Source organism: Burkholderia sp. Bp8991 (genome assembly GCF_003853795.1).
Classification (GTDB): Bacteria; Pseudomonadota; Gammaproteobacteria; order Burkholderiales; family Burkholderiaceae; genus Burkholderia.
In genome coordinates this window covers 12483-34905 of the sequence record NZ_QTQJ01000033.1, presented here as the reverse complement: position 1 = coordinate 34905, position 22423 = coordinate 12483, and the positions used below count along the sequence as shown (strand labels likewise).

Annotated in this window: 19 protein-coding genes; 6 read left to right on the top strand and 13 right to left on the bottom strand. The window is 69.7% G+C overall.

The features are described 5' to 3' along the window. Nucleotides 1-30: 30 nt before the first annotated feature. From DIE02_RS28650 to DIE02_RS28635, 4 genes are all read right to left on the bottom strand, one after another. On the bottom strand, nucleotides 31-945 hold the full coding sequence (locus DIE02_RS28650) for a sugar phosphate isomerase/epimerase family protein (RefSeq protein WP_124488953.1): 915 nt from the start codon (nucleotides 943-945) through the stop codon (nucleotides 31-33). Nucleotides 946-982: 37 nt separating this feature from the next. Beyond that, nucleotides 983-2008: an ABC transporter permease gene (locus tag DIE02_RS28645; protein WP_014722872.1), complete on the bottom strand. Its 1026-nt coding sequence runs from the start codon at nucleotides 2006-2008 to the stop codon at nucleotides 983-985. Nucleotides 2009-2035: 27 nt separating this feature from the next. Then, nucleotides 2036-3610, bottom strand: coding sequence for a sugar ABC transporter ATP-binding protein (locus DIE02_RS28640; protein WP_044846094.1), 1575 nt, complete (start codon nucleotides 3608-3610; stop codon nucleotides 2036-2038). Between the two features lie 68 nt (nucleotides 3611-3678). Continuing rightward, a complete protein-coding gene (locus tag DIE02_RS28635) occupies nucleotides 3679-4605 on the bottom strand; it encodes a sugar ABC transporter substrate-binding protein (protein ID WP_044846095.1) in 927 nt (308 codons plus the stop codon). Between the two features lie 318 nt (nucleotides 4606-4923). On the opposite strand from DIE02_RS28635, the gene iolC reads away from it, so the two are divergent. From iolC to DIE02_RS28610, 5 genes are all read left to right on the top strand, one after another. Then, nucleotides 4924-6882 (top strand): bifunctional 5-dehydro-2-deoxygluconokinase/5-dehydro-2-deoxyphosphogluconate aldolase, encoded by a 1959-nt coding sequence (iolC, locus tag DIE02_RS28630; protein WP_124488952.1) that lies wholly within the window; start codon nucleotides 4924-4926, stop codon nucleotides 6880-6882. A gap of 46 nt (nucleotides 6883-6928) precedes the next feature. Continuing rightward, nucleotides 6929-8812 carry a 3D-(3,5/4)-trihydroxycyclohexane-1,2-dione acylhydrolase (decyclizing) gene (iolD, locus tag DIE02_RS28625; protein WP_124488951.1) on the top strand — a complete coding sequence of 628 codons (1884 nt, stop codon included), beginning with the start codon at nucleotides 6929-6931 and terminating at the stop codon, nucleotides 8810-8812. Nucleotides 8813-8873: 61 nt separating this feature from the next. Beyond that, nucleotides 8874-9803 (top strand): myo-inosose-2 dehydratase, encoded by a 930-nt coding sequence (gene iolE / locus DIE02_RS28620; protein WP_124488950.1) that lies wholly within the window; start codon nucleotides 8874-8876, stop codon nucleotides 9801-9803. Nucleotides 9804-9834: 31 nt separating this feature from the next. Then, nucleotides 9835-10653, top strand: coding sequence for a 5-deoxy-glucuronate isomerase (gene iolB / locus DIE02_RS28615; RefSeq protein ID WP_124488949.1), 819 nt, complete (start codon nucleotides 9835-9837; stop codon nucleotides 10651-10653). Between the two features lie 84 nt (nucleotides 10654-10737). Next, complete coding sequence (locus DIE02_RS28610) at nucleotides 10738-11232, top strand: heme-degrading domain-containing protein (protein WP_124488948.1); 495 nt, start codon at nucleotides 10738-10740, stop codon at nucleotides 11230-11232. Between the two features lie 22 nt (nucleotides 11233-11254). Here the strand turns inward: DIE02_RS28610 and DIE02_RS28605 are convergent, their stop codons facing one another. From DIE02_RS28605 to DIE02_RS28570, 8 genes are all read right to left on the bottom strand, one after another. Then, on the bottom strand, nucleotides 11255-12001 hold the full coding sequence (locus tag DIE02_RS28605) for a glucose 1-dehydrogenase (RefSeq protein WP_124488947.1): 747 nt from the start codon (nucleotides 11999-12001) through the stop codon (nucleotides 11255-11257). Nucleotides 12002-12173: 172 nt separating this feature from the next. Then, on the bottom strand, nucleotides 12174-12878 hold the full coding sequence (locus tag DIE02_RS28600) for an ABC transporter ATP-binding protein (protein ID WP_124488946.1): 705 nt from the start codon (nucleotides 12876-12878) through the stop codon (nucleotides 12174-12176). Beyond that, a complete protein-coding gene (locus DIE02_RS28595; RefSeq protein ID WP_044846103.1) occupies nucleotides 12875-13624 on the bottom strand; it encodes an ABC transporter ATP-binding protein in 750 nt (249 codons plus the stop codon). The genes DIE02_RS28600 and DIE02_RS28595 overlap by 4 nt, the downstream gene beginning before the upstream one ends. Next, the gene (locus DIE02_RS28590; RefSeq protein ID WP_124488945.1) at nucleotides 13621-14847 is read right to left on the bottom strand and encodes a branched-chain amino acid ABC transporter permease; all 1227 of its coding nucleotides are present in this window, start codon (nucleotides 14845-14847) and stop codon (nucleotides 13621-13623) included. The genes DIE02_RS28595 and DIE02_RS28590 overlap by 4 nt, the downstream gene beginning before the upstream one ends. Further along, nucleotides 14840-15775: a branched-chain amino acid ABC transporter permease gene (locus DIE02_RS28585; RefSeq protein WP_124488944.1), complete on the bottom strand. Its 936-nt coding sequence runs from the start codon at nucleotides 15773-15775 to the stop codon at nucleotides 14840-14842. Before DIE02_RS28585 ends, DIE02_RS28590 begins: the two co-directional genes overlap by 8 nt. 13 nt (nucleotides 15776-15788) lie before the next feature. After that, nucleotides 15789-16226, bottom strand: coding sequence for a thioesterase family protein (locus DIE02_RS28580; RefSeq protein ID WP_124488943.1), 438 nt, complete (start codon nucleotides 16224-16226; stop codon nucleotides 15789-15791). Nucleotides 16227-16375: 149 nt separating this feature from the next. Next, nucleotides 16376-16912: an NUDIX domain-containing protein gene (locus DIE02_RS28575; protein ID WP_124488942.1), complete on the bottom strand. Its 537-nt coding sequence runs from the start codon at nucleotides 16910-16912 to the stop codon at nucleotides 16376-16378. Nucleotides 16913-17034: 122 nt separating this feature from the next. After that, nucleotides 17035-18303, bottom strand: coding sequence for a YbfB/YjiJ family MFS transporter (locus DIE02_RS28570; protein WP_124488941.1), 1269 nt, complete (start codon nucleotides 18301-18303; stop codon nucleotides 17035-17037). A 122-nt stretch (nucleotides 18304-18425) separates the two neighbouring features. On the opposite strand from DIE02_RS28570, the gene DIE02_RS28565 reads away from it, so the two are divergent. Continuing rightward, on the top strand, nucleotides 18426-19346 hold the full coding sequence (locus tag DIE02_RS28565) for a LysR family transcriptional regulator (protein ID WP_124488940.1): 921 nt from the start codon (nucleotides 18426-18428) through the stop codon (nucleotides 19344-19346). Nucleotides 19347-19605: 259 nt separating this feature from the next. Here DIE02_RS28565 and alaS read toward each other — a convergent pair whose 3' ends face one another. Next, complete coding sequence (alaS, locus tag DIE02_RS28560; RefSeq protein WP_124530006.1) at nucleotides 19606-22230, bottom strand: alanine--tRNA ligase; 2625 nt, start codon at nucleotides 22228-22230, stop codon at nucleotides 19606-19608. Between the last annotated feature and the right edge of the window lie 193 nt (nucleotides 22231-22423).

Sequence of the window (22423 nt, the reverse complement as noted above, 5' to 3'; positions counted from 1 at the left end):
CGCGCCGGTCGGCAATGGTTCCAAAACGGGTCAGCGCGCGGCCGCCCGTTCGAAATGGCGTTCGACGTAGCGCTGGATCGTGTCGCGCATATAGCGCGACGACGCTTCCGCGCGGTCCTCCCACGCGAACACGCACGACGACATCACGCCGTCGAAGCCGGCGCTGCCGAGTGCGCGGAAAAACACGTCCCAGTCGATCTCGCCCTGCCCGATGTCGAGATGCTGGTGCACGCGGATCTGGTTCGAGCCCGGCGGGTTCACGATGTAGCGCAGCTGGCTGCTCTTGCGGTGGTCGAACGTGTCGGCCACGCGCACGTGCGCGAGGATCGGCGCGGCGGTCGCGATCATCGCGGCCATGTCGTCGCCGTAATAGAACGTGTGCGGCGCGATGTACGACAGCTTCAGCGACGGCGAGCCGATGTTCGTGACGATGTCGATCGCCGGCTGCAGCTGCTCGATCCAGTCTTCCGGATGCGGCTCGACCGACAGCACGATGCGTTCGCGCTCGAGGATCGGCAGCAGCTCGTCCATCGAACGGAACCACGCGGCCTCGCACAGCTCCTTCGGGTTCGCACCCGGCCGTTCGCCGACAGAGCGCTCCGGCGACGCGCCGCGCCCGAATTCGGACACCATCAGCGGACATTCCATCTCGAGCGCGACCTCGATCGCCTTCTTCCAGCAGCGCACCGCCCACTGCCGCTCATCATCGAACGGGCTGGCCCAGCGGTACATCGGCTGCAGCGACGCAAGGCCCACGCCGCTTGCGCGCAATGCGTGCCGGAACGCGGCCATGCGCTCGCGCGTCGCGCGCGGCATCACCCACCAGTCGAGAAAGTCGCTGCGCGGCGACAGCTCGATCTGGTCGTAGCCGAGCTCGGCCACCGCGTGCGGCAGCCGGTCGAGCGGAAGGTGGCGAATCATGTAGGGATCCAAAGCGATCTTCATTTTCTTCCCGATCGGTTGTGTGTTCGATCTCGGCCGGTCAGCGGCGCGACTTCTTGTTGCGATACTGGTCGGCGATCACGGCCGCGACGATGATCGCGCCCTTGACCATCTCCTGGTAGTACGCGTCGATCCGGATGAACGTGAAGCCCGACGTCATCACGCCGAGGATCAGCACGCCGATCACGGTGCCCGTCACGCGCCCGAGGCCGCCCGACAGCGACGTGCCGCCGATCACGACGGCCGCGATCGCGTCGAGCTCGTACATCACGCCCATGCCCGACTGGCCGGAGATCGCGCGCGCGGCCGTCACGGTGCCGGCGATCCCGCTCAGCAGGCCCGCGATCGCGTAGACGAACACCAGATGGCGCGTCACGTTGATGCCCGACACGACGGCCGCGTGGCGATTCGCGCCGATCGCATACGTGTACTTGCCGAAGCGCGTGTAGCGCAGCACGACGTGGAAGATCGCGGCCACCACGACGAAGATGATCACCGGATTCGCGCCCGCGCCGATCGCCGCGAACTGGTCGGTCAGCATCGATACCGGCATCCCGTTGGTGAACCACTTCGCGAAGCCGCGCGCGGCCACCATCGTGCCGAGCGTCGCGATGAACGGCGGGATGCCCGTCAGCGCGATCAGCGAGCCGTTCAGCAGGCCGACCAGCAGCCCGACGCACACGCCGGCCAGCACCGGCCAGATGATCGGCAGGTCGGTCAGGTGCGGGAACACCGCGCGCGGAAAATCGGACACCTGCGCGAGGCTGGCCGACACGACCGCCGCCGCCGCGACGACGGACCCCGACGACAGGTCGATCCCGCTCGTGATGATCACGAGGTTCACGCCGACCGCGATGATGCCGATCACGGCCATCTGCAGCACGATGATCTCGAGCCGCTCCGCGTTGAACAGGAAGCTCTGCCCGACGACGAGCCAGCCGATCACCTCGAAGAACAGGCTGATGCCCACCAGCACCAGGAAGATGCTCAGTTCGGGCGGCCACTTCGCGTGCCGCGTCTTGATCGTCATGGACTGCGCGTCCGCGACCGGATTCAGGTTGCCCATTTCAGTTGTCTCCATGCTTGTTGCGGCTCAGCGCGAGGCCAGGTCCATGATGCGGACCTGGTCGGCGTCCTTGCGTTCGACGATGCCGGTCATCCGGCCTTCGTGCATCACCATCACGCGATCGCTCATGCCGAGCACCTCCGGCATCTCCGACGAGATCATCAGCACCGCGACGCCCTTGCCGGCGAGCGCGCTGACGAGCCGGTGGATCTCGGCCTTCGCGCCGACGTCGATCCCGCGGGTCGGCTCGTCGAGGATCAGGATGCGCGGTTGCGTGAGCAACCATCTGCCGATCAGCACCTTCTGCTGGTTGCCGCCCGACAGGTTCTGGATTTCCTCGTGCAGCCCGGGCGTCTTCACGCGCAGCATCCGGCTCATTTCCTCGCAGTCGCGTTTCAACTGCGCCTGCCGCACGAAATTGAACTTCACGTAGCGGTTGCTGAGCACCGCCGCTTCCATGTTCGCGAGCAGGTCGAGATTCAGGAAGCAGCCGGTGTCCTTGCGGTCCTCGGTGAGGAACGCCATCCCGTGCTTCATCGCCTGCGCGGGCGTGGCGATGCGCACCGGCTTGCCGTCGATCAGGATCTCGCCAGAGGTGGCCGGCACGACGCCGAACAGCGCCTCCGCGACATTCGAGCGCCCCGAGCCGACGAGGCCCGCGACGCCGAGGATCTCGCCCGCGCGCAGCTCGAAGCTGACGTCGCGGAACACCCCGTCGACGCCGAGGTTCTTCACGGCCAGCACGACGTCGCCGATCGGCACCTCCTCCTTCGGGAACATCTGCGTGATCTCGCGGCCGACCATCATCCGGATGATGTCGTCGCGCGTGACATCGCTCGACGCGTGCGTGCCGATGTACTTGCCGTCGCGGAACACCGAGAACTCGTCGGCGATCTCGAACAGCTCGTTCATCTTGTGCGTGATGTAGACGATGCCCTTGCCCTGCTCGCGCAGCTGGCGAATGATGCGGAACAGGTGCGTGACCTCCTTGTCGGTCAGCGCGGAAGTCGGCTCGTCCATGATCAGCACGTCGGAGTCGAACGACACGGCCTTCGCGATCTCGACCATCTGGCGGCTCGCGACCGTCAGCGTGCGCACGTCGGCTTCTGGGTCGATGTCGATCGACAGCCGCTCGAACAGCGCGGCGGTGCGGCGGCGCAGCTCGGCGTGATCGATCAGGCCGAAGCGGTTCTTCGGTTCGCGGCGGATCCAGATGTTCTCCGCGACCGTCATGTACGGCATCAGGTTGAGTTCCTGGTGGATCATCGCGATCCCGCGATCGAGCGCGTCGAGCGGGCCGTTCAGCACGACGGGCTCGCCGTTGATCAGGATCTCGCCCTGGTCGGGCGTGTAGACGCCGGCGATGATCTTCATCAGCGTCGACTTGCCGGCGCCGTTCTCGCCCATCAGCGCATGCACGGTGCCGCGCCGCACGCGGAACTGCACGCCGTCGAGCGCGACGACGCCGGGAAACGACTTGCCGACGCCGCGCACCTCGAGCACGCAGTCGGCGGCGGGCACACCGGACGAACCCGGTGCGGCGGACGAGGCGGCCGGCGCGCTTTCGCTCGCCATCGAGCGCGCCATCCTGGCTGTAAACATGGACGTTCCTCGAAAGTCACACGCGAACCCGGACGCGCCGGGCCCGCGCAGTTCAGCGGAAAAACCGGTCAGTGCTTCGCGTACTGGTTCATGTTCTCCGGCGTGACGAGTTCGAACGGCACGTTCACGAAGCGCTCGACGGGCTGCTTCTTCGCCAGCTTGAGCGCGGCCGCGACGGCCTGCGCGCCCTGCCCGGCCGCGTTCTGGTACACCGACACCTTCAGCTCGCCGCTCTTCATCGCCGCGAGCCCGTCCGGCGTCGCGTCGATGCCCGCGACGACCGTCTTCGGCGTCAGCTTGCGCGCGGCCTTCAGCGCGTTGATCGCGCCGATCGCCATTTCGTCGTTGTTCGACACGATCGCGTCGAACTTCGTCCCGGAGCTCAGCCAGTTCATCGTGATGTCCTGGCCCTGCGTGCGGCTCCACTTGCCTTCGCGCTTGTCGACGATCTTCATGCCGGCACAGTCCTTGGTCGCGATCACGTCCTCGATGTCCTTGGTGCGCGCGCGCGCCGACTCGTTGGACAGCTCGCCCATCAGCACCAGGATGTCGCCCTTGCCGCCGAGCAGCTTGCACACCTGGCGCGCCTGCAGCGTGCCCGACTGTTTCTCGTCGGAGGCGACCACGGCGACGCCGGCCGGCAGCTTGTCGAAATCGACCGGCTTGCGGTTCACGTAGACGAGCGGGATCTTCGCGGCGGTCACCATCTTGGTGATCTTCGGCGTCGCGTCGGTGTCGACCGCATTCACGATGATCGCGTCGACCTTCTGCGCGATCATGTTCTGGACCTGGCTCAACTGCTTGCCGACGTCGTTGCCGCCGTCCTCGATCTGCACGGTCGCGCCGTCCTTCTTCGCCGCATCGCCGATGCTGTTGCGCAGGATCGTCAGGAACGTGTCGTCGAACGATGCCATCGTCACGCCGATCTTCTCGGCATGCGCGAGCGGCATGGCCAGGATTGCGGCGGCCGCGGCGGCCATCAGCTTGGTCTTCATGATCACTCTGTCTCCTCATCTCCGGGGGGCGGAAAAACGGCGCGTTGCGCGCCGCCGGGCCGAGTCCGATCGGATCCGATTCGGACTGAAGCATCCGGATGAAACTGTAGATCACTTCTTCGAAAATTTGGAAATTTATTTCTACGTGATTTCACCTAGGGAACTGGATTTCCAAAAAGTCTAGACTCCGTTCCGTAGCCCGATTCCTCGCGGCAGGCGTTCCCGTGTCGTGCCTCGCACGTGACGGACCACCGTCGCAGGATCGGTCCCTCAATCCGCCGGCAGGGTCGAACGCCGGCCGCGAGCGTGATACGTGATATGAGCCCGTTGAACTTTCCGACTGACCGCCCCATCGATCTCGCCTGCCTCGGCCGCGTCGCCGTGGACCTTTACGCGCAACAGTACGGCAGCCGCCTGGAGGATGCGCGCAGCTTCCAGATGTATCTCGGCGGCTCGTCGGGCAACGTCGCGTTCGGCGTCGCCCGGCTCGGGCTGAAGACCGCGATGATCTCGCGCGTCGGCGACGAGCAGATGGGCCGCTTCGTGCGCGAGACGCTCGAGCGCGAAGGCTGCGACACGAGCCAGCTGCAGACCGATCCGGAACGCCTGACCGCGCTCGTGCTGCTCGGGCTGAAGGATCGCGACACGTTCCCGCTGCTGTTCGTGCGCGAGAACTGCGCGGACATGGCCGTGCGCGCCGACGAGATCCGCGAGGACTTCATCGCCGGCTGCCGCGCGCTCGCGATCACCGGCACCCATCTTTCGACGCCGGGCACCCGCGAGGCGTCGCTGACCGCGCTCGGCTACGCGCGCCGCCACGGCGTCGTGCGGATCCTCGACATCGACTACCGGCCGGTGCTGTGGGGGCTGACCGCGCGCGGCGCGGGCGAGAACCGCTACGTGCCCGACGCGCAGGTCACGCGGCAACTGCAGCAGGTGCTCGGCGAGTTCGACCTGCTGGTCGGCACCGAGGAGGAATTCCTGATCGCGGGCGGCGTGCCGCACGACCTGATCGCGTCGCTTCAGGCCGTGCGCCGCGCGAGCGGCGCGGTGCTGGTGGTCAAGCGCGGCGCGCTCGGCTGCTGCGTGATCGAGGGCGACATCCCCGCGCACATCGACGATGCGCCGACCTTCCACGGCGAACGCGTCGAAGTCCTGAACGTGCTGGGCGCGGGCGACGCGTTCCTGTCGGGCCTGCTGTCCGGGCTGCTGCGCGGGCACGGCTGGGCGCAAGCGACGCGCATCGCGAACGCGTGCGGCGCGATCGTCGTGTCGCGCCACGCGTGCTCGGCCGCGATGCCGACGCCGGCCGAGCTCGCGCACTGGTTCGGCGGCAGCCGCAATCCGCAGGTGGACGCCGATCGCGCGCTCGCGCACCTGCATCGCGTGACGGTGCCGCGCCGCGCATGGGACGACCTGTGCGTGATGGCGTTCGACCATCGCAGCCAGTTCTACGAGCTCGCGGTGCAGGCCGGCGCGGACGAAGCACGGATCAAGACGCTCAAGCGCCTGCTCGTGCGCGCGGCCGAACAGGTCGAGCGCGATCGCCGGATCGAAGGCCACGTCGGCGTGCTGATCGACGGCGGCGCATATGGCCGCGACGCGCTCGCGTCGGCCACCGGCCGCGGCTGGTGGGTCGGCCGCCCGGTCGAGCTGCCCGGCTCGCGGCCGCTGTGCTTCGACGACACGCGCTCGGTCGGCTCGTCGCTCACGCACTGGCCGACCGAACAGGTCGTGAAGTGCCTCGTCCACTACCACCCCGACGACGACGTCGACCTGCGCGTCGCGCAGGAGCAGCGCGTGCTGGAGCTGTGGGAAGCCACGCGCGCGAGCGGCAACGAGCTGCTGCTGGAAATCATTCCGCCGCGCGCGGTCACGCCGCCCGGCACCGAGGACGACGCGGTGCTGCGCACGGTCGCGCGCTTCTACAACCTCGGCGTGATGCCGGAGTGGTGGAAGCTCGCGCCGATGAGCGCCGACGGCTGGGCGCGGCTCGAGACGCTGGTGGCCGAGCGCGACCCGCACTGCCGCGGCGCGGTGATCCTCGGGCTGAACCAGCCGTTGCAATATCTGGTCGACAGCTTCCGCTCGGCGACCAACCCGATCGTCAAGGGCTTCATGGTCGGCCGCACGCTGTGGGCCGACGCGTCGCTGCACTGGCTCGCCGGCCGGATCGACGACCAGGCGCTGATCGACGAAGTGGCCGGCAATTTCGCGCAGCTGGTCGACGCGTGGCTCGGCCGCCGTGCCGCCGCGCGCGCCGCCGCAGCCGCCTGATGCAGATATCCGTGATGACCACCCGATTCCTCCTGATCGACAGACGATGACCACCACCGTGAGACTGACCGTCAGCCAGGCGCTCGTGCGCTACCTGGCCGCCCTGCGCGCCGAAGTCGTCCAGCCGGACGGCCGCACCGAGATCCTGCCGTATTGCGGCGGCGTGTTCGCGATCTTCGGCCACGGCAACGTGGCCGGGCTCGGCGAAGCGCTGCATGCCGAAAAAGAACGGCTGCCGACGTTCCGCGCGCACAACGAGCAAGGAATGGCGAATGCGGCCGTCGCGTTCGCGAAAGCGAACTTCCGCCAGCGAATGATGGCCGCGACGTCGAGCATCGGCCCCGGCGCGACCAACATGCTGACCTCCGCGGCGCTCGCGCACGTCGGCCGGCTGCCGCTGTTGCTGCTGCCCGGCGACGTGTTCGTGTCGCGGCTGCCCGACCCGGTGCTGCAGCAGGTCGAGGACTTCGAACAGGGCGACGTCAGCGCGAACGACTGCTTCCGGCCGGTGACGCGCTACTTCGACCGGATCACGTCGCCCGAGCAGCTGCTGGTCGCACTGCCGCGCGCGATCCAGGTGATGACCGACCCCGCGCAATGCGGCCCCGTATGCCTCGCGCTGCCGCAGGACGTGCAGACCTTCGCTTACGACTGGCCGGAGGATTTCTTCGCGCCGCCGGTGATCCGGATGCGCCGCCCGCCTGCCGACACGCTCGAACTCGCGGATGCGCTCGACGTGTTGAAAGCGGCGAAGAAACCGCTGATCGTCGCCGGCGGCGGGGTGCTGTACAGCCAGGCGTGGGACGCGCTGCGCACGTTCGCCGACACGCACGGCGTGCCGGTCGCCGAATCGCAGGCCGGCAAGGGCAGCCTCGCGTGGGACCACCCGCTGAACCTCGGCTCGATCGGCGTGACGGGCTCGCCCGCCGCGAACCGCGCGGCCGCGCAGGCCGACGTGGTGTTCGCGGTCGGCACGCGCCTGCAGGATTTCACGACCGGCTCGCACGCGCTGTTCGGCAATGCGACGCTGCTGAGCCTGAACGTGCAGCCGTTCGACGCGGGCAAGAAGCGCGGCCGGCAATTGATCGCCGATGCGCGCACGGGCCTCGGCCAGCTGTCGGCCGCGCTCGCGGGCTGGCGCGCGGATGCGGCCTGGACGGCCGCGAACCAGGATCAGGCCGCCGCGTGGAACGCGCGCGTGACCGAGCTGACCACGCGCGTGCCGAAGGACACGCTGCCGTACGACGCGGAAGTGATCGGCGCGGTGCGCGACTCGGCGGCCGACGCGGGACGCGACAGCGCGCGCGACGATCTCGTCGTGTGCGCGGCCGGCACGCTGCCGGCCGAACTGCACAAGCTGTGGCGCAGCGGCGTGCCGGGCAACTACCACATGGACTACGCGTACTCGTGCATGGGCTACGAGGTCGCGGGCGGCCTCGGCGCGAAGCTCGCGCGGCCCGAGCGCGAAGTGATCGTGATCGTCGGCGACGGCTCGTACATGATGCTCAACGCCGAACTCGCGACGTCCGTGATGCTCGGCCGCAAGCTCATCGTCGTGATCCTCGACAACCGCGGCTACGGCTGCATCGAGCGGCTGCAGATCAATTGCGGCGGCGCGAGCTTCAACAACATGCTCGACGACTGCGTGCCGGAAGGCGGCGAACGCTCGACGATCGACTTCGCGATGCATGCGCGCTCGATGGGCGCCGAAGCCGTGCACGTGCGCGACGTCGGCGAGCTGCGCAGCGAAATGAAGCGTGCGCGCGCGGCGAAGACGAGCCAGGTCATCGTGATCGACACGACGCACGAGCGCACGACCGCGGACGGCGGCGCGTGGTGGGAAGTCGCGGTGCCGCAGGTATCCGCGCGCGCCGGTGTCGAACGCGCGCACCGGACGTATCTCGACGAGAAAACCCGGCAGCGGCGTTGATCCGTTTCCCCATTCAATCCGCCGCTCCGCGAAAACAACATTCGAACCAAGGAAGCACGTCATGAGCTGGAACGTTCGCATCGGTATCAATCCCCTGTCGTGGATGAACGACGACCTGCCGTCGCTCGGCGGCGAGACGCCGCTCGAGACGGCACTGAAGGAAGGCGCCGAAATCGGCTACGCGGGCTTCGAGCTCGGCAACAAGTTTCCGAAGACGGGCCCCGAACTGAAGGCGAAGCTCGCCGAGTTCGGGCTCGTGTGCGTGTCGGGCTGGTATTCGGGCTTTCTGGCGGAAGTCGCGCCGGGCATGAGCGACGCCGATGCGCTCGAGGCCGAAATCGAGCGCTGCCGCGCGCACATGACGAAGCTGCAGTTCAACGACGTGAAGGTCGTGGTGTACGGCGAATGCGCGGGCACGATCCAGGGCAGCATCGACACGCCGGTCGCCAAGCGCCCGCGTTTCGTCGACGATGAAACCTGGCGGCGCTATGCGGCGCGCCTCGACGCATTCGGCGCGCACCTGCTCGAGACCTACGGGATCAAGCTCGCCTACCATCACCACATGGGCGCGTACGTCGAATCGCCGGACGACGTCGACCGGCTGATGGCGCTGACCGATCCCGCGAAGGTGTTCCTGCTGTTCGACACGGGCCACGCGTATTTCGGCGGCGCGGCCGATCCGGTCGCGCTGCTGAGGAAGCACGTGGCGCGCGTCGTGCACGTGCACTGCAAGGACGTGCGGCCGCAGGTCGTCACGCAGGCGCGCAACGGCGGCTGGAGCTTCCTGAACGGCGTGATCAACGGCACCTTCACGGTGCCGGGCGACGGCGCGCTCGATTACGAAGCGACGCTGCGCACGCTGAAGGACGCCGGCTACGAAGGCTGGCTCGTGGTCGAGGCCGAGCAGGACCCGGCCGTCGCGCCGAGCTATCAGTATGCGAAGAAGGGCTACGAATCGCTGCGCGCGATCGTCGACCGGTTGAGTGCGTAAGCCCCGTCATCTCATCGAGGAACCTCACGCCATGACGATTTCTCCCCTGCTGGTCAAGGCATCCGCCGACCGCGAAATCTGCAACGTGACGCCGGAGTCGGCCGGCTGGAAACACGTCGGCTTTCGGGCGCTGCGCCTGAAGGCCGGCGACACCGAAACGCTCGACACGGGCACGCGCGAACTGTGCGTCGTCGTGCTCACGGGCACGCTGCGCGCGCAAGTCGACGGCGAGACCTACGACGCACTCGGCAAGCGCGACAGCGTGTTCGAGGAAGTGTCGCCGGACGCGCTGTACGTGCCGGGCGGCAAGACCGTCACGCTGGTGGCGACGCGCGACGCGGAAGTCGCGCTGTGCACCGCGCCTTACGCGAGCGGCGACAAGCGCGTGCAGCGCCTCGACGGCGAACGGATGCGGCGTGCGGTGCGCGGGCAAGGCACCAACACGCGCTACGTATGCGACATCCTGATGGGCGACAACCCGGCCGCGGACCGGCTGCTGGTCGTCGAAGTGATCACGCCCGCGAGCCACTCGAGCAGCTATCCGCCGCACAAGCACGATCGCGACGCGGCGCCCGACGAAACGTCGCTCGAGGAAACCTATTACCACCGGATCGATCCGCCGCAGGGTTTCGCGTTCCAGCGCGTGTACACGGACGACCGCAGCCTCGACGAGGCATGCGCGGTCGAGAACCACGACGTCGTGATGGTGCCGCGCGGCTATCACCCGGTGGTCGCGCCGCACGGCTACAACCTGTACTACCTGAACGTGATGGCCGGGCCGAGCCGCGCGTGGGCGTTCAGGAACGACCCCGCGCACGAATGGATGCTCGACGCGGCGCCCGGGCGCTGATGCATTGACGCGCTGAACGATCGACGGCCGGCGCGCGACGCAGGACGCGCGCACGGGCCGAACTTGCGACGACACGGAGCTGCCATGCCGATCCCCTTCCCGCGCTGCGCGCCCATGCCCTTCGGCGACACGGCCTCAACGCCGATGCTGGCGCACTTCGATGCCGACGTCGCGCGCCGGCTCGGCGACATCGCGGTCAATCTCGCGTCGCGCCGCGGGCTGCCGATCGCGGTCGGCATCGTCGGCGAAGCCGCACCGCTGTTCTATTGCGCGCTCGACGGCAGCCGCGCCCGCGACAGCGACGCGATCCGCCGCCGGCAGAACACGGTGTTGCGCTTCGGCGTCAGTTCGCTCGAGGTCGGCGCGCGCTTTCGCCGCGCCGGCTGGTCGTTGCAGTCGCAGGGATTGTCGGATGCCGACTATGCGCTCGACGGCGGCGGCGTGCCGCTGCGGCTGGCCGACGGCGGCATCGTCGGCGCGATGGCGATCGCCGGGCTCGACGACGAACGCGATCATGCGCTCGTCGTCGAGAGCCTGCGCTGGCATGTCGGCGCGAACGCGCTCGCGATGATCGCGTAGCGGCGCGCGCCGGCTCGCGCGATCAGTGCAGCCCGCCGCTCGCGACGAGGCGCTCGCCGGTCAGCCAGCGCGCATCGTCCGATGCGAGGAACACCGCGACCGACGCGATGTCGTCCGGCTCGCCGAGGCGGCCGAGCGGCGTCTGGCTTTGCACCTGCCGGTCGAGGTCCGAACCGATGATGCCCGCGCTGTGCGTGCCTTCGGTCACGATCATGCCCGGGTTGATCGCGTTCACGCGAATCTTGCGCGGGCCGAGTTCGAGCGCGAGCACGCCGGTGATCGCGTCGACGGCGCCCTTGGTGCCGCTGTACACGGCGCTCGCGGGCGGCGTGATGCTCGTCACCACCGAGCTGATGTTGATGATGCTCGCGCCTTCGCCCAGATGCTTGACGGCGGCCTGCGTCGTCAGCAGCACGCCGAACACGTTCGTGTCGAACTGCCGGCGGTAGTGCTCTTCGGTGATCGCCTCGATCGGCGCGAACTCGTACACGCCGGAATTGTTGACCAGCACGTCGAGACGGCCGTACGTCTCGATCGCCGTATCGACGATGCGCTGCGCGTCCGCTGCCTTCGACACGTCACCGCCGACCGCGACCGCGCGGCCGCCCGCTTCGACGATCGCGCTCACGACCGCGTCGGCGCCGGCCTTGCTGCTCGCGTAGTTGACGACGACCGACGCGCCTTCGGCGCCCAGCGCCTTCGCGATTGCGGCGCCGATCCCCTTGGAAGCGCCCGTGACGATCGCGACCTTGCCTGCCAGCTTGCTCATGATTTCATTCCTCAGTCGGAAGACTTCGATGGATGGGTACCGGTCGCGCCTGTCGCGGCGCACCGGCCTTGCTGGCAATCTTCGCGGTTCCGGCGGCCGCGATAAAGCGGCTCGACACGAATTGACTGGCGAGGTTTGCCGAACAATCGGCGGACGGACGGTCGACGGACGGTCAGCCGGCGCTCAGCCACGCGCTGACGACGTCGCCGCCGAGCCCGTCGAGTGCGCCGTCGTAGACGATCTGCCCGCGCCCCATTACCGCGACGCGCTGCGCGAGCCGCGGCGCGAGCTGCAGCCGCTGCTCGATCAGCAGGATCGCGACGCCATCGTCCTGCAGCGCGGCAAGGCAGGCGCCGACTGCGTCGACCGCGAGCGGCGCGAGCCCTTCGGCCGGTTCGTCGACGATCAGCACGCGCGGGCGGCCGGCGAGCGCGCGCACCAGCGCGAGCACCTGCTGCTCGCCGCCCGAGAGCCGCCCGGCCTTCACGTCGGCCCGCGCGGCCAGCAGCGCAAAGCGCGCGAGCAGCCGGTCGAGCGCGGCACGTTCGGCCGCGCCGCTCAGGCCGCGCAGCCCGAGCCGCAAGTTGTCGCGCACGCTCAGCAGCGGAAACACGTCGCGGCTTTCGGCGACGTAAGCGACGCCGCGCCGCGCGATCTCGAACGTGCGTGCGCCCGCGCATTCGGCGCCGGCGATTCGCACCGAGCCCGCGGTGCGCACGAGCCCCATCACGGCCTTCGCGAGCGTCGAGCGGCCCGCGCCGTTGCGACCGAGCAGCGCGAGCGTCTCGCCCGGCGCGAGCGCGAGATCGACGCCGTCGAGCACGGGCTGGCTTCCGTACCATGCACGCAGGCCGCGGATGTCGAGCAGCGCGCTCATGCACCCTCGCCGAGATAGGCGGCGCGCACGGCCGGGTCCGCGCGGATCGCGTCGGGCGCACCGGTCGCGACCACCGTGCCGCGCACGAGCACCGTGATGCGCTCGGCGAAGCCGAACACCGCATCCATGTCGTGCTCAATCATCAGCACCGTGCGGCCCTGCGTCGTCGCGCGGATCAGCGCGATCATCCGCGCCGCCTGGTCGCGGTTCATGCCGGCGGTCGGCTCGTCGAGCAGCAGCGTGCGCGCGCCGCTCGCGAGCGCGATGCCCAGATCGAGCGCGCGCTGTTCCGCATAGCCGAGTGCGCCGGCCGGCGCGTCGCGCCGCGCATCGAGGCCGATGTCGTGCAGCACGCGCGCGGCCGCGCGATCGACCGATGCCGATTCGCGCAGCCGGTTCCACCAGCGCCGCCGCTCGGCCGGCGCATGCAGCGCCGCGCAGCGCAGGTTGTCGAACACGCTCAGCCGCGCGAACGCGCTCGTCTGCTGGAAACTGCGGCCGATGCCGAGCCGGCTCGCGACGACCGGCCCGCGCCCGCGCAACTCGACACCGTGCAGCACGACGCGTCCGCGCGTCGGCCGCGTCGCGCCGGCGATCACGCCGAACAGCGTCGACTTGCCCGCGCCGTTCGGCCCGATCAGCGCATGACGCTCGCCGGCCGCGATGCTCAATTCGATGCCGTCGAGCACGGTCTGCGCGCCGAAACGCTGCACGATCCCGTGGAGCGCGATCGCGTTGCCGTTCATAGCCCGTCCTCCCACGTGCCGTGCCGGTGGTTCAGCAACCGCGCGCGCCAGCCCCACAGCAGCGTGCCGATGCCGGCCGCCGAGGCCGCGACGGCCCAGCCCGCCGGCGAATCGGCGTCGATGCCCCACGCGCCGAACGCGATGCCGGTGCCGTCGTCCTGCGCGAAACGCCACGCATAGCCGAGCTCGGCCGCGCAGACGATCGCGACGCCCCAGAACACGCACGCGCCGATGCCGCACAACAGGCGCCACCGCTCGGCCGCCGGCGCGCCGCGCCGCAACGCATGCGCGAACGCTTGCGCGATGCCCGCGATCCCGCGCGGCGCGGCGATGACGACCGCGACGAACAGCACGCCGAGATACAGCGCCCATGCGCGCGACACGCCCGCGACGACGACGCTCAGCGCGGTCAGCACCACCGCGCCGGCCGCCGGCCCGAAGAACGTGCCGGTGCCGCCGATCACCGCGGCGATCAGCACGGTCGCCGAACGGGCCATCGACACGCTGTCGGGCGTCGCGATCTCGACGTCGATCAGCGTCAGCGTGCCGGCGATGCCCGCGAAGAACGACGCGCAGGTGACCATCGCGAGCCGAACGCGGCGCGGCTCGGTGCCGAGCGCGGCGACGCGCGCGGGGTTGTCGCGCACCGCGTTCGCGAGCCGGGCGAGCGGCGTGCGCGTCAGCGCGTGCATCGCCAGCGCCGACACGATGCACCATGCGGCGATCACCGCGTAGGCCTGCGTTTGCGCACCGAAATGCCAGCCGCCCCAGGGCGCGCCGCTCGCGCGGTCGATCGGCACGCCGCCGACGCCGCCGAACCACGCAGGCACGCTCCACGCGGCCGCCGCGACGCATTCGCCGAGGCCGAGCGTGATCATCGCGGACACGGTGCCCGCGCGGCGTGTCGCGAGCAGGCCGGCGAGGAACCCGAAGCCCGCGCCGGCCGCGCCGCCGACGAGCGGCAACAGCGGCAGCGGCGCGCCGACATGATTGAACCAGTGCGCGGCGGCGAACGCGCCGAGCCCCGCGACGGCGGCATGGCCGAACGACAGCAGCCCGGTCGTGCCGAGCTGCAGGTTGTACGACAGCGCGAGCACGACGAGCGCGGCCGTCTGCGCGAGATAGCCGAGCACCGCGCCATGCGGCCACAGCCACGCGGGCACGGCCACGCACGCGGCGAACAGCACCCAGCGCAGCGCGCCGGCCCGCGCGCGGCTAGCCATCGACACGCTCGCCGAACAGCCCGCGCGGCCGGGCGACCAGCACCGCGACGAGCAGCAGGTACGGGACCAGCGGAGCGAGCTGCGCGATCGACACGGCCGCGACGCCGTCGGGCAGCGCGAGGCCCGCCCATTGCGCGAGGTCGCGCAGGGACGTGTCGCTGGACGCCGCGAAGGTCTGCGCGAAGCCGACCGCGAGCGACGCGGCGAACGCGCCGCCGAGCGAGCCGAGCCCGCCGATCACGACGATCGCGAACACCACCGACCCGACGGTCTCGGCCAGCGCCGGCTCGATCACCGCGAGCGGCGCGCCGATCACGCCGGCCAGCGCCGCGAGCGCGGTGCCCGCGCCGAACAGCCCCGTCATCACGCGCGGCACGTCGTAGCCGAGCGCCTCGACGGCCGCGCGGTGCGTGAGCGCGGCGCGCACGACGAGGCCGAGGCGCGACGCGCGCAGCAGCGCGCCGAGCGCGGCCAGCATCGCCGCGGACATCGCCATCATGAAGAGCCGGTAGCGCGGCAGCGCGAGGCCGAACACGGTCACGGGCGCGCCGTCGAACAGCGGCGGCACCGGGGCCGGCAGCGGTGCGAGGCCCCACAGCAGTTTCGCGCCCTCGCCGATCAGGTACGCGAGCCCGAAGGTCAGCAGCAGTTCGCTCGTGTGCCCGTGCGCCTGCACGCGGCGCAGCAGGGCGCGCTCGCAGCCGGCGCCGAGCAGCCCGACCGCGAGCGGCGCGAGCCCGAGCGCGGGCCAGAACCCCGCGCGGGCTGCGATGCTGTAGCCGACATACGCGCCGAGCATGTAGAAGCTCGCATGCGCGAAGTTGAGCACGCCCTGCACGCTGAAGATCAGCGTGAGGCCGGCCGACAGCATGAACAGCAGCAACCCGTAGCTGAGGCCGTTGAATGCCTGGAGCGCGAACGCGTGCACCGCCGCGCGCCCGTCAGCCGGCGAGCGGTTCGAGCGCCGCGCGCAGCGTGTCCGGCAGCGGCACCGGGCGGCGCGTGCCGCGATCGACGTACACGTGCACGAAATGCCCCTGCGCGGCCGGCGCGGCTTCGCCCGCCGCGAACAGCCCGATCTCGTAACGCACGCTCGACGTGCCGAGCTTCGCGACGCGCAGCCCCGCGTCGACGGACTGCGGAAAGACGAGCGGCGCGAAGTAGTTGCACTGCGTCTCGACCACGAGCCCGATCGTCTGCCCGTGCTCGACGTCGAGCACGCCCGCGCGGATCAGGTATTCGTTCACGACGGTGTCGAAGTAGCTGTAGTAGACGACGTTGTTCACGTGCCCGTAGACGTCGTTGTCCATCCAGCGGGTCGTGATCGGCAGGAAGTGGCGGTAGGCGTCGCGCGGACGCGGCTGCGGCTTGTCGGACATGGCGATGGCGATGGCGGTGGGCGGTCAGGACGAGGAAGATGAAGCGCACGTCGCGCGGCGGCCGTGCGGAACGGCCCGCCGGCGAATGGCGAGGTGCCGCGCAGCGATCGTGCCCGGCGCGACGGACGACATGGCGGCGGCGCGGCCCGTCACTGCCCCGCTCGGTCGACGAATTCGAAATCGAGGCCGCGCGCGCGCATCCAGTCGGCGAGCGCGTAGCCGGTGCCGGCGCGCCACGGGCGCAGCAGCGGCGGATCGACGAGCCGGTATTCGAGCAGTTCCGGCGACAGCGCGACGGTGCCCGACGCGCGCACGTGGTACGCGATGATCAGTTCGTTCTTGCGGATGAATTCATAGACGCCGACCAGCGAGACCTGCTCGGCCTTCAGCGCGGTTTCCTCGAACACCTCGCGCGCGATGCCGTCCTCGGGCGTCTCGCCGTTCTCGAGGAAGCCGGTGATCAGCGCGAACATCCCTTCCGGCCAGGCCGCGTTGCGCGCGAGCAGGATCTTGCCGTCGAGTTCGACGATCGCCGCCACCACCGGCAGCGGGTTGTTCCAGTGCACGTAGCCGCACGTGTCGTCCGGGCAAGCCTGGCGGACGCGGCCGCCTTCGTGGTCGGGATCGGCGCGCTCGGTCAGCGGACGCGCGCAGCGCGGGCAAAAACGGTAGTCGGCGGTGGTCATCGATGGGGATCTGGCGAGCGCCCGGCGGCGGCCTGCCGGCCGCGTCGCGCGCCCGCTCGGCGCGGGAAAGGCCTCATTCTAGCGAGTTTGCCCGCGCCGCAGACGATCCGGCCCCGATGATGTCAGGGTTGCATGCGGGGTTGCGCGCGCCCGCGTGCGGCCGTCGCCGCGAAGCCGGCGGCACCGGCGAGCAACGCGCCTGCCGCGACCCACAGCGCCGGCGAGAACGACCCGAAGCGCGCGGTCAGCGGCGCGGCGACGAGCGGACCGAGAATCTGCCCGACCCCGTACGATGCGGTCGCATAGCCCATCAGCCCGGCCGCTCGCTCGCCATGCAGCCGCCGCGCCTCGCGCATCGCGAACAGCGTGATCGCGGTGAACGGCAGGCCGAGCAGCGCGCTGCCGGCCGAGAAGCCGGCCGCGTTCGGCCAGACGATCCCCGCCGCGATCCCGAGCGCCTGCGTCGCGCAGCCGGCGGCGAGCAACGGCCGGTTGTCCCAGTGGCCGGGCAATCGCGACGCGGCGATCGCGCCGACGATCAGCGCCGCGCCGAACATCGGCCAGAACAGGTCGGGCCACGGCGAGCCTGCCGGCAGCGCGGCACGCGCGATCACCGGCAGGAACGTCGCGGTGATGATGTAGCCGAAGCCCGGCATCCCGTACAGCACGACGAGCCACGCGGCGTCGGCGCGATGGCGCCGTGCGTCGTGCGGTGCCGCGGCCGGTCGCTCGCGCACGGCCGGCGCCGCGGCGCCCCGCGCGGCGGTTGTCGAGGCGGCCGGCCCCGGCGCGCTGCCGAACGTGCGCCAGATCGCGACCGACAGCAGCGCCGACAACACTGCGAAGCCGAGCCAGCCGGGCGCCGCGCGATGGCCGGCGAGCGCGCTGCCGATCAGCCCGGTCAGCACGATCCCGACGCCCGGCCCCGCGTAGATCACCCCGCTCCACTCGGGCGCATGCAGTTCGGTGAGCCGCCGCAGCCCCCATTGCGACACGAACACGAACGTCCATGCGCTGACGACGCCCGCGACGAAGCGCACCACGAGCCACACGGAGAGCAGATGGCCGACGCCCATCGCGGCAGTCAACAGCACGGTGGCGGCCAGCCCGAAGCGCACCATCCGCGCGGGCGCGACCCGCACGGCCGCGCAACTGACCGCGCCGACGAAATAACCCGCGTAGTTCGCCGACGCGAGCCAGCTGCCGGCCTTCAGGCCGATCGAGCCGTCGGCGAGCATCAGCGGCAGCAGCGGCGTGAACGCGAAGCGGCCGACGCCGAGCGCGACCGCCAGCCCGATCATGCAGGCGAGCGCGGCCGCGCGGGCGCGGCGGTCGGCGTCATCGGGCAGGTGTACGCCGGCGACGGCGCTCGGGGCATCGGAACGGGACATGGCGGCATAGGCCGCGCGCGGCGCGCGGGCCGGAACGGAAATCGGAACGCTTGTATCGTAGCTTGACCGAACGTTCTCGATAAATGAATAATCAAGAATCCACATATCTCCAGGAGAGAATCATGGACCTGGCGGCGCTGGCGATTTTCCGGGCTGTCGTGCGCGAGAACGGTGTGACGCGCGCGGCGGCGAAGCTCAATCGCGTGCAATCGAACGTGACGACGCGCATCAAGCAGCTCGAGGAGGAACTCGGCGCGGCGCTGTTCGTGCGCGACGGCCGCCGGCTCGTGCTGACGCCGGCCGGGCACACGCTGCTGCCGTACGCGGAGCGGCTGCTCGCGCTTGCCGACGAGGCGCGCGATGCGGTGCGCGAGGACACGCCGCGCGGGCGGCTGCGGCTCGGCACGATGGAAAGCACGGCCGCGAGCAGGCTGCCGACCGTGCTCGCGCGTTATCACCATGCGTGGCCCGACGTGTCGCTGGAGCTCGTGACCGGCACGACCGGCTGGCTGATCGACAAGGTGCGCGACTTCGAGATCGACGCGGCGTTGTTTGCGCGGCCGCCCGAGCCGGACACGCTGCCCGACACATTCGAGACGGTGCCGATCTTCCGCGAGGATCTCGTGCTGCTGACGCCGCGCGGCCATCCGCCCGTGCGCACGCCGCGCGACGTGATCCTGCCGACGCTGGTCGCGTTCGAGCGCGGCTGCACGTACCGGAAATATGTCGAGCAATGGTATGCGGCGCACGGGATGAAGCCCTCGCGTGTGCTCGAACTCGGTTCGTATCATGCGATCGTCGCGTGCGTCGCGGCCGGCGCCGGCATCGCGGTCGCGCCGCGCTCGGTGCTCGAGCTGCAGCCCGAGACCGGCAACGTCGCCGCCCACACGATCCCCGAACTCGAAGGGATCGACACGCTGCTCGCGTGGCGGCATGGTTACGCATCGGCGGCGCTCGCCGCGTTGCGCGATGCGCTGGGCGAGGCTGCGCGGGAGCCGGGTGATGCGACCAAGGCGGCGGTGGCCGCATCGGTGTCGGCCTGAGTCGGGATCGCCGGCGGCCGCTGGTGCGCGCGCTCGATCTTCATTCCGACACGGGCGATGCGGCCAGGGCGGTGGTGGCCGCGTCGGCGTCTGCCCGAGCCGGGAACGCAGGCGAGCGCCAGCGAGCGCGCTAATTCTTCATACCGACAAAAACAAAACGACCCGACCGGCACACGTGCCGATCGGGTCGTTTTTTTGATGCGAAGCGATGTGACGCGACGCGGTCAGCCCGACCACACCGCATCACCAACCATGCCGATCAAAGACGCTCTTCGACCCAGCCCTTGACGCCTGCCAGCGCGCCGGGCAGGTTCGCCGGTTCCGTGCCGCCTGCCTGCGCCATGTCCGGACGGCCGCCGCCCTTGCCGCCGACCTGCTGCGCGACGAAGTTCACGAGCTCGCCGGCCTTGACCTTCTTGCTCGCGTCCGGCGTGACGCCCGCGATCAGGCTGACCTTGCCGCCTTCGACGGCCGCCAGCACGATCGCCGCGCTCTTCAGCTTGTCCTTCAGCTTGTCGACCGTCTCGCGCAGCGTCTTCGCGTCCGCGCCGTCGAGCGTCGCGGCCAGCACGAACACGCCGCCGACTTCGATCGCCTGCTGCGCGAGCTCGTCGCCCTGGCTCGACGCGAGCTTCGACTTCAGCGCGCCCAGTTCCTTCTCGAGCGACTTCACCTGGTCCTGCACCTGCGCGATGCGTTGCGTGAGTTCCGACGGCTGCGCCTTCAGCGCGGCGGCCGCTTCGTTCACGCGCGCATCGAGCTCCTGCACGTAGCGCACCGCGTTGTCGCCGGTGATCGCCTCGACCCGGCGGATGCCGGCCGCGACGCCGCCTTCGACGACGATCTTGAAGAAGCCGATGTCGCCGGTGCGGTGCACGTGCGTGCCGCCGCACAGTTCGCGCGAGAAGCCGAGGTCGAGCACGCGCACTTCGTCGCCGTACTTCTCGCCGAACAGCGCCATCGCGCCGCCCTTCACCGCTTCGTCGTACGGCATCACGCGCACGATGCCCGGCGCGTTCGCGAGGATTTCATTGTTGACGATCTGCTCGACGCGACGGATTTCGTCGTCGGTCAGCGGCGCGTTGTGCGCGAAGTCGAAGCGGGTTTTCTCCGCGTCGACGAGCGAGCCCTTCTGCTGCACGTGTGCGCCGAGCACTTCACGCAGCGCCTTGTGCATCAGGTGGGTCGCCGAGTGGTTGCGCTGCGTGCGTGCGCGACGATGCGCGTCGATTTCCGCGCGCAGCACGTCGCCGACCTTCAGCGTGCCCTGTTCGAGCGTGCCGTGGTGGCCGATCACGTCGGCCTGCACCTTCAGCGTGTCGGCCACGGCGAAGCGCGTCGCTGCATTCGCGAGCACGCCCTGGTCGCCGACCTGGCCGCCCGACTCCGCGTAGAACGGCGTGTGGTCGAGCACGACGACCGCATCCTGGCCGTGCTTCACTTCGTTGACGGCCGAACCGTCGACGTACAGCGCGACGACCTTCGCGTCGTCGAACGCGATCTCTTCATAACCGTGGAACGTGGTCTTCGCGCCCGAGTATTCGAGGCCCTGCGTGGCCTTGAACTTGCCGGCCGCGCGCGCCTGCTCGCGCTGACGCGCCATCGCGTCGTCGAACGCCGGCTCGTCGACCGTCATCCCGCGCTCGCGGCACACGTCGGCCGTGAGGTCGAGCGGGAAGCCGTACGTGTCGTGCAGCTTGAACGCGAGTTCGCCGTCGAGCACCTTGCCGCCCTTCGCGTCGACATCCGCCAGCGCCGCTTCGAGGATCGACATCCCGTGCTCGATCGTCTCGAAGAAACGCTCTTCTTCCTGGCGCAGCACGTCGGTCACGCGCTGCTCGGCTTCCTTCAGTTCCGGATAGGCTGCGCCCATCTCGGCGACGAGGTCGGCCACCAGCTTGTGGAAGAACGAGCCCTTGCGGCCGAGCTTGTAGCCGTGGCGGATCGCGCGGCGCACGATGCGGCGCAGCACGTAGCCGCGGCCTTCGTTGCCGGGGATCACGCCGTCGACGATCAGGAACGAGCACGCGCGGATGTGATCGGCGATCACCTTCAGCGAGTTGTTCGTGAGGTCGCTGATCTCGGTCACGCGCGCGGCGGCCTTGATCAGGTTCTGGAACAGGTCGATCTCGTAGTTGCTGTGCACGTGCTGCAGCACCGCGGCGAGACGCTCGAGGCCCATGCCGGTGTCGACCGACTGCTTCGGCAGGCGCGTCATGTTGCCCTGCGCGTCGCGGTTGAACTGCATGAACACGAGGTTCCAGATCTCGATGTAGCGGTCGCCGTCTTCTTCAGGCGATCCCGGCGGGCCGCCCCACACGTCCGGGCCGTGGTCGTAGAAGATTTCGGTACACGGGCCGCACGGGCCGGTGTCGCCCATCGTCCAGAAGTTGTCCGACGCGTAGCGCGCGCCCTTGTTGTCGCCGATGCGGATGATCCGCTCGGTCGGCACGCCGACTTCCTTCGCCCAGATGTCGTACGCTTCGTCGTCTTCCCGGTAGACGGTGACCCACAGCTTTTCCTTCGGCAGCTGGTAGACCGTGGTCAGCAGTTCCCACGCGAAGCGGATCGCGTCGTGCTTGAAGTAGTCGCCGAACGAGAAGTTGCCGAGCATCTCGAAGAACGTGTGGTGGCGCGCCGTGTAGCCGACGTTCTCGAGGTCGTTGTGCTTGCCGCCCGCGCGCACGCTGCGCTGCGCGGTCGTGGCGCGCGTGTACGGACGCGGATCCGTGCCGAGGAACACGTCCTTGAACTGGACCATGCCCGAGTTCGTGAACATCAGCGTGGGGTCGTTACCGGGCACGAGGCTCGACGAGCGGACGATCGTGTGGCCCTTCGATTCGAAGAATTTGAGGAATTTCTCGCGGATTTCGGCAGCTTTCATGGCGTGCGGGGAATGTCTGGCTGAGACGGCTTCAAACGCCGGCCGTCCTCGCGGACGCACGGCGGGCAGATATCGTAAACGAGCGATTATACGATACAGATCGGCGGCTCCCACGCCAGCGGCCCGCCGCGCCGGACGAGCGGCCTGGGCCACCGGCGCGGCCGATTCGCCTTAAGATGCTCGGCATGCCAAT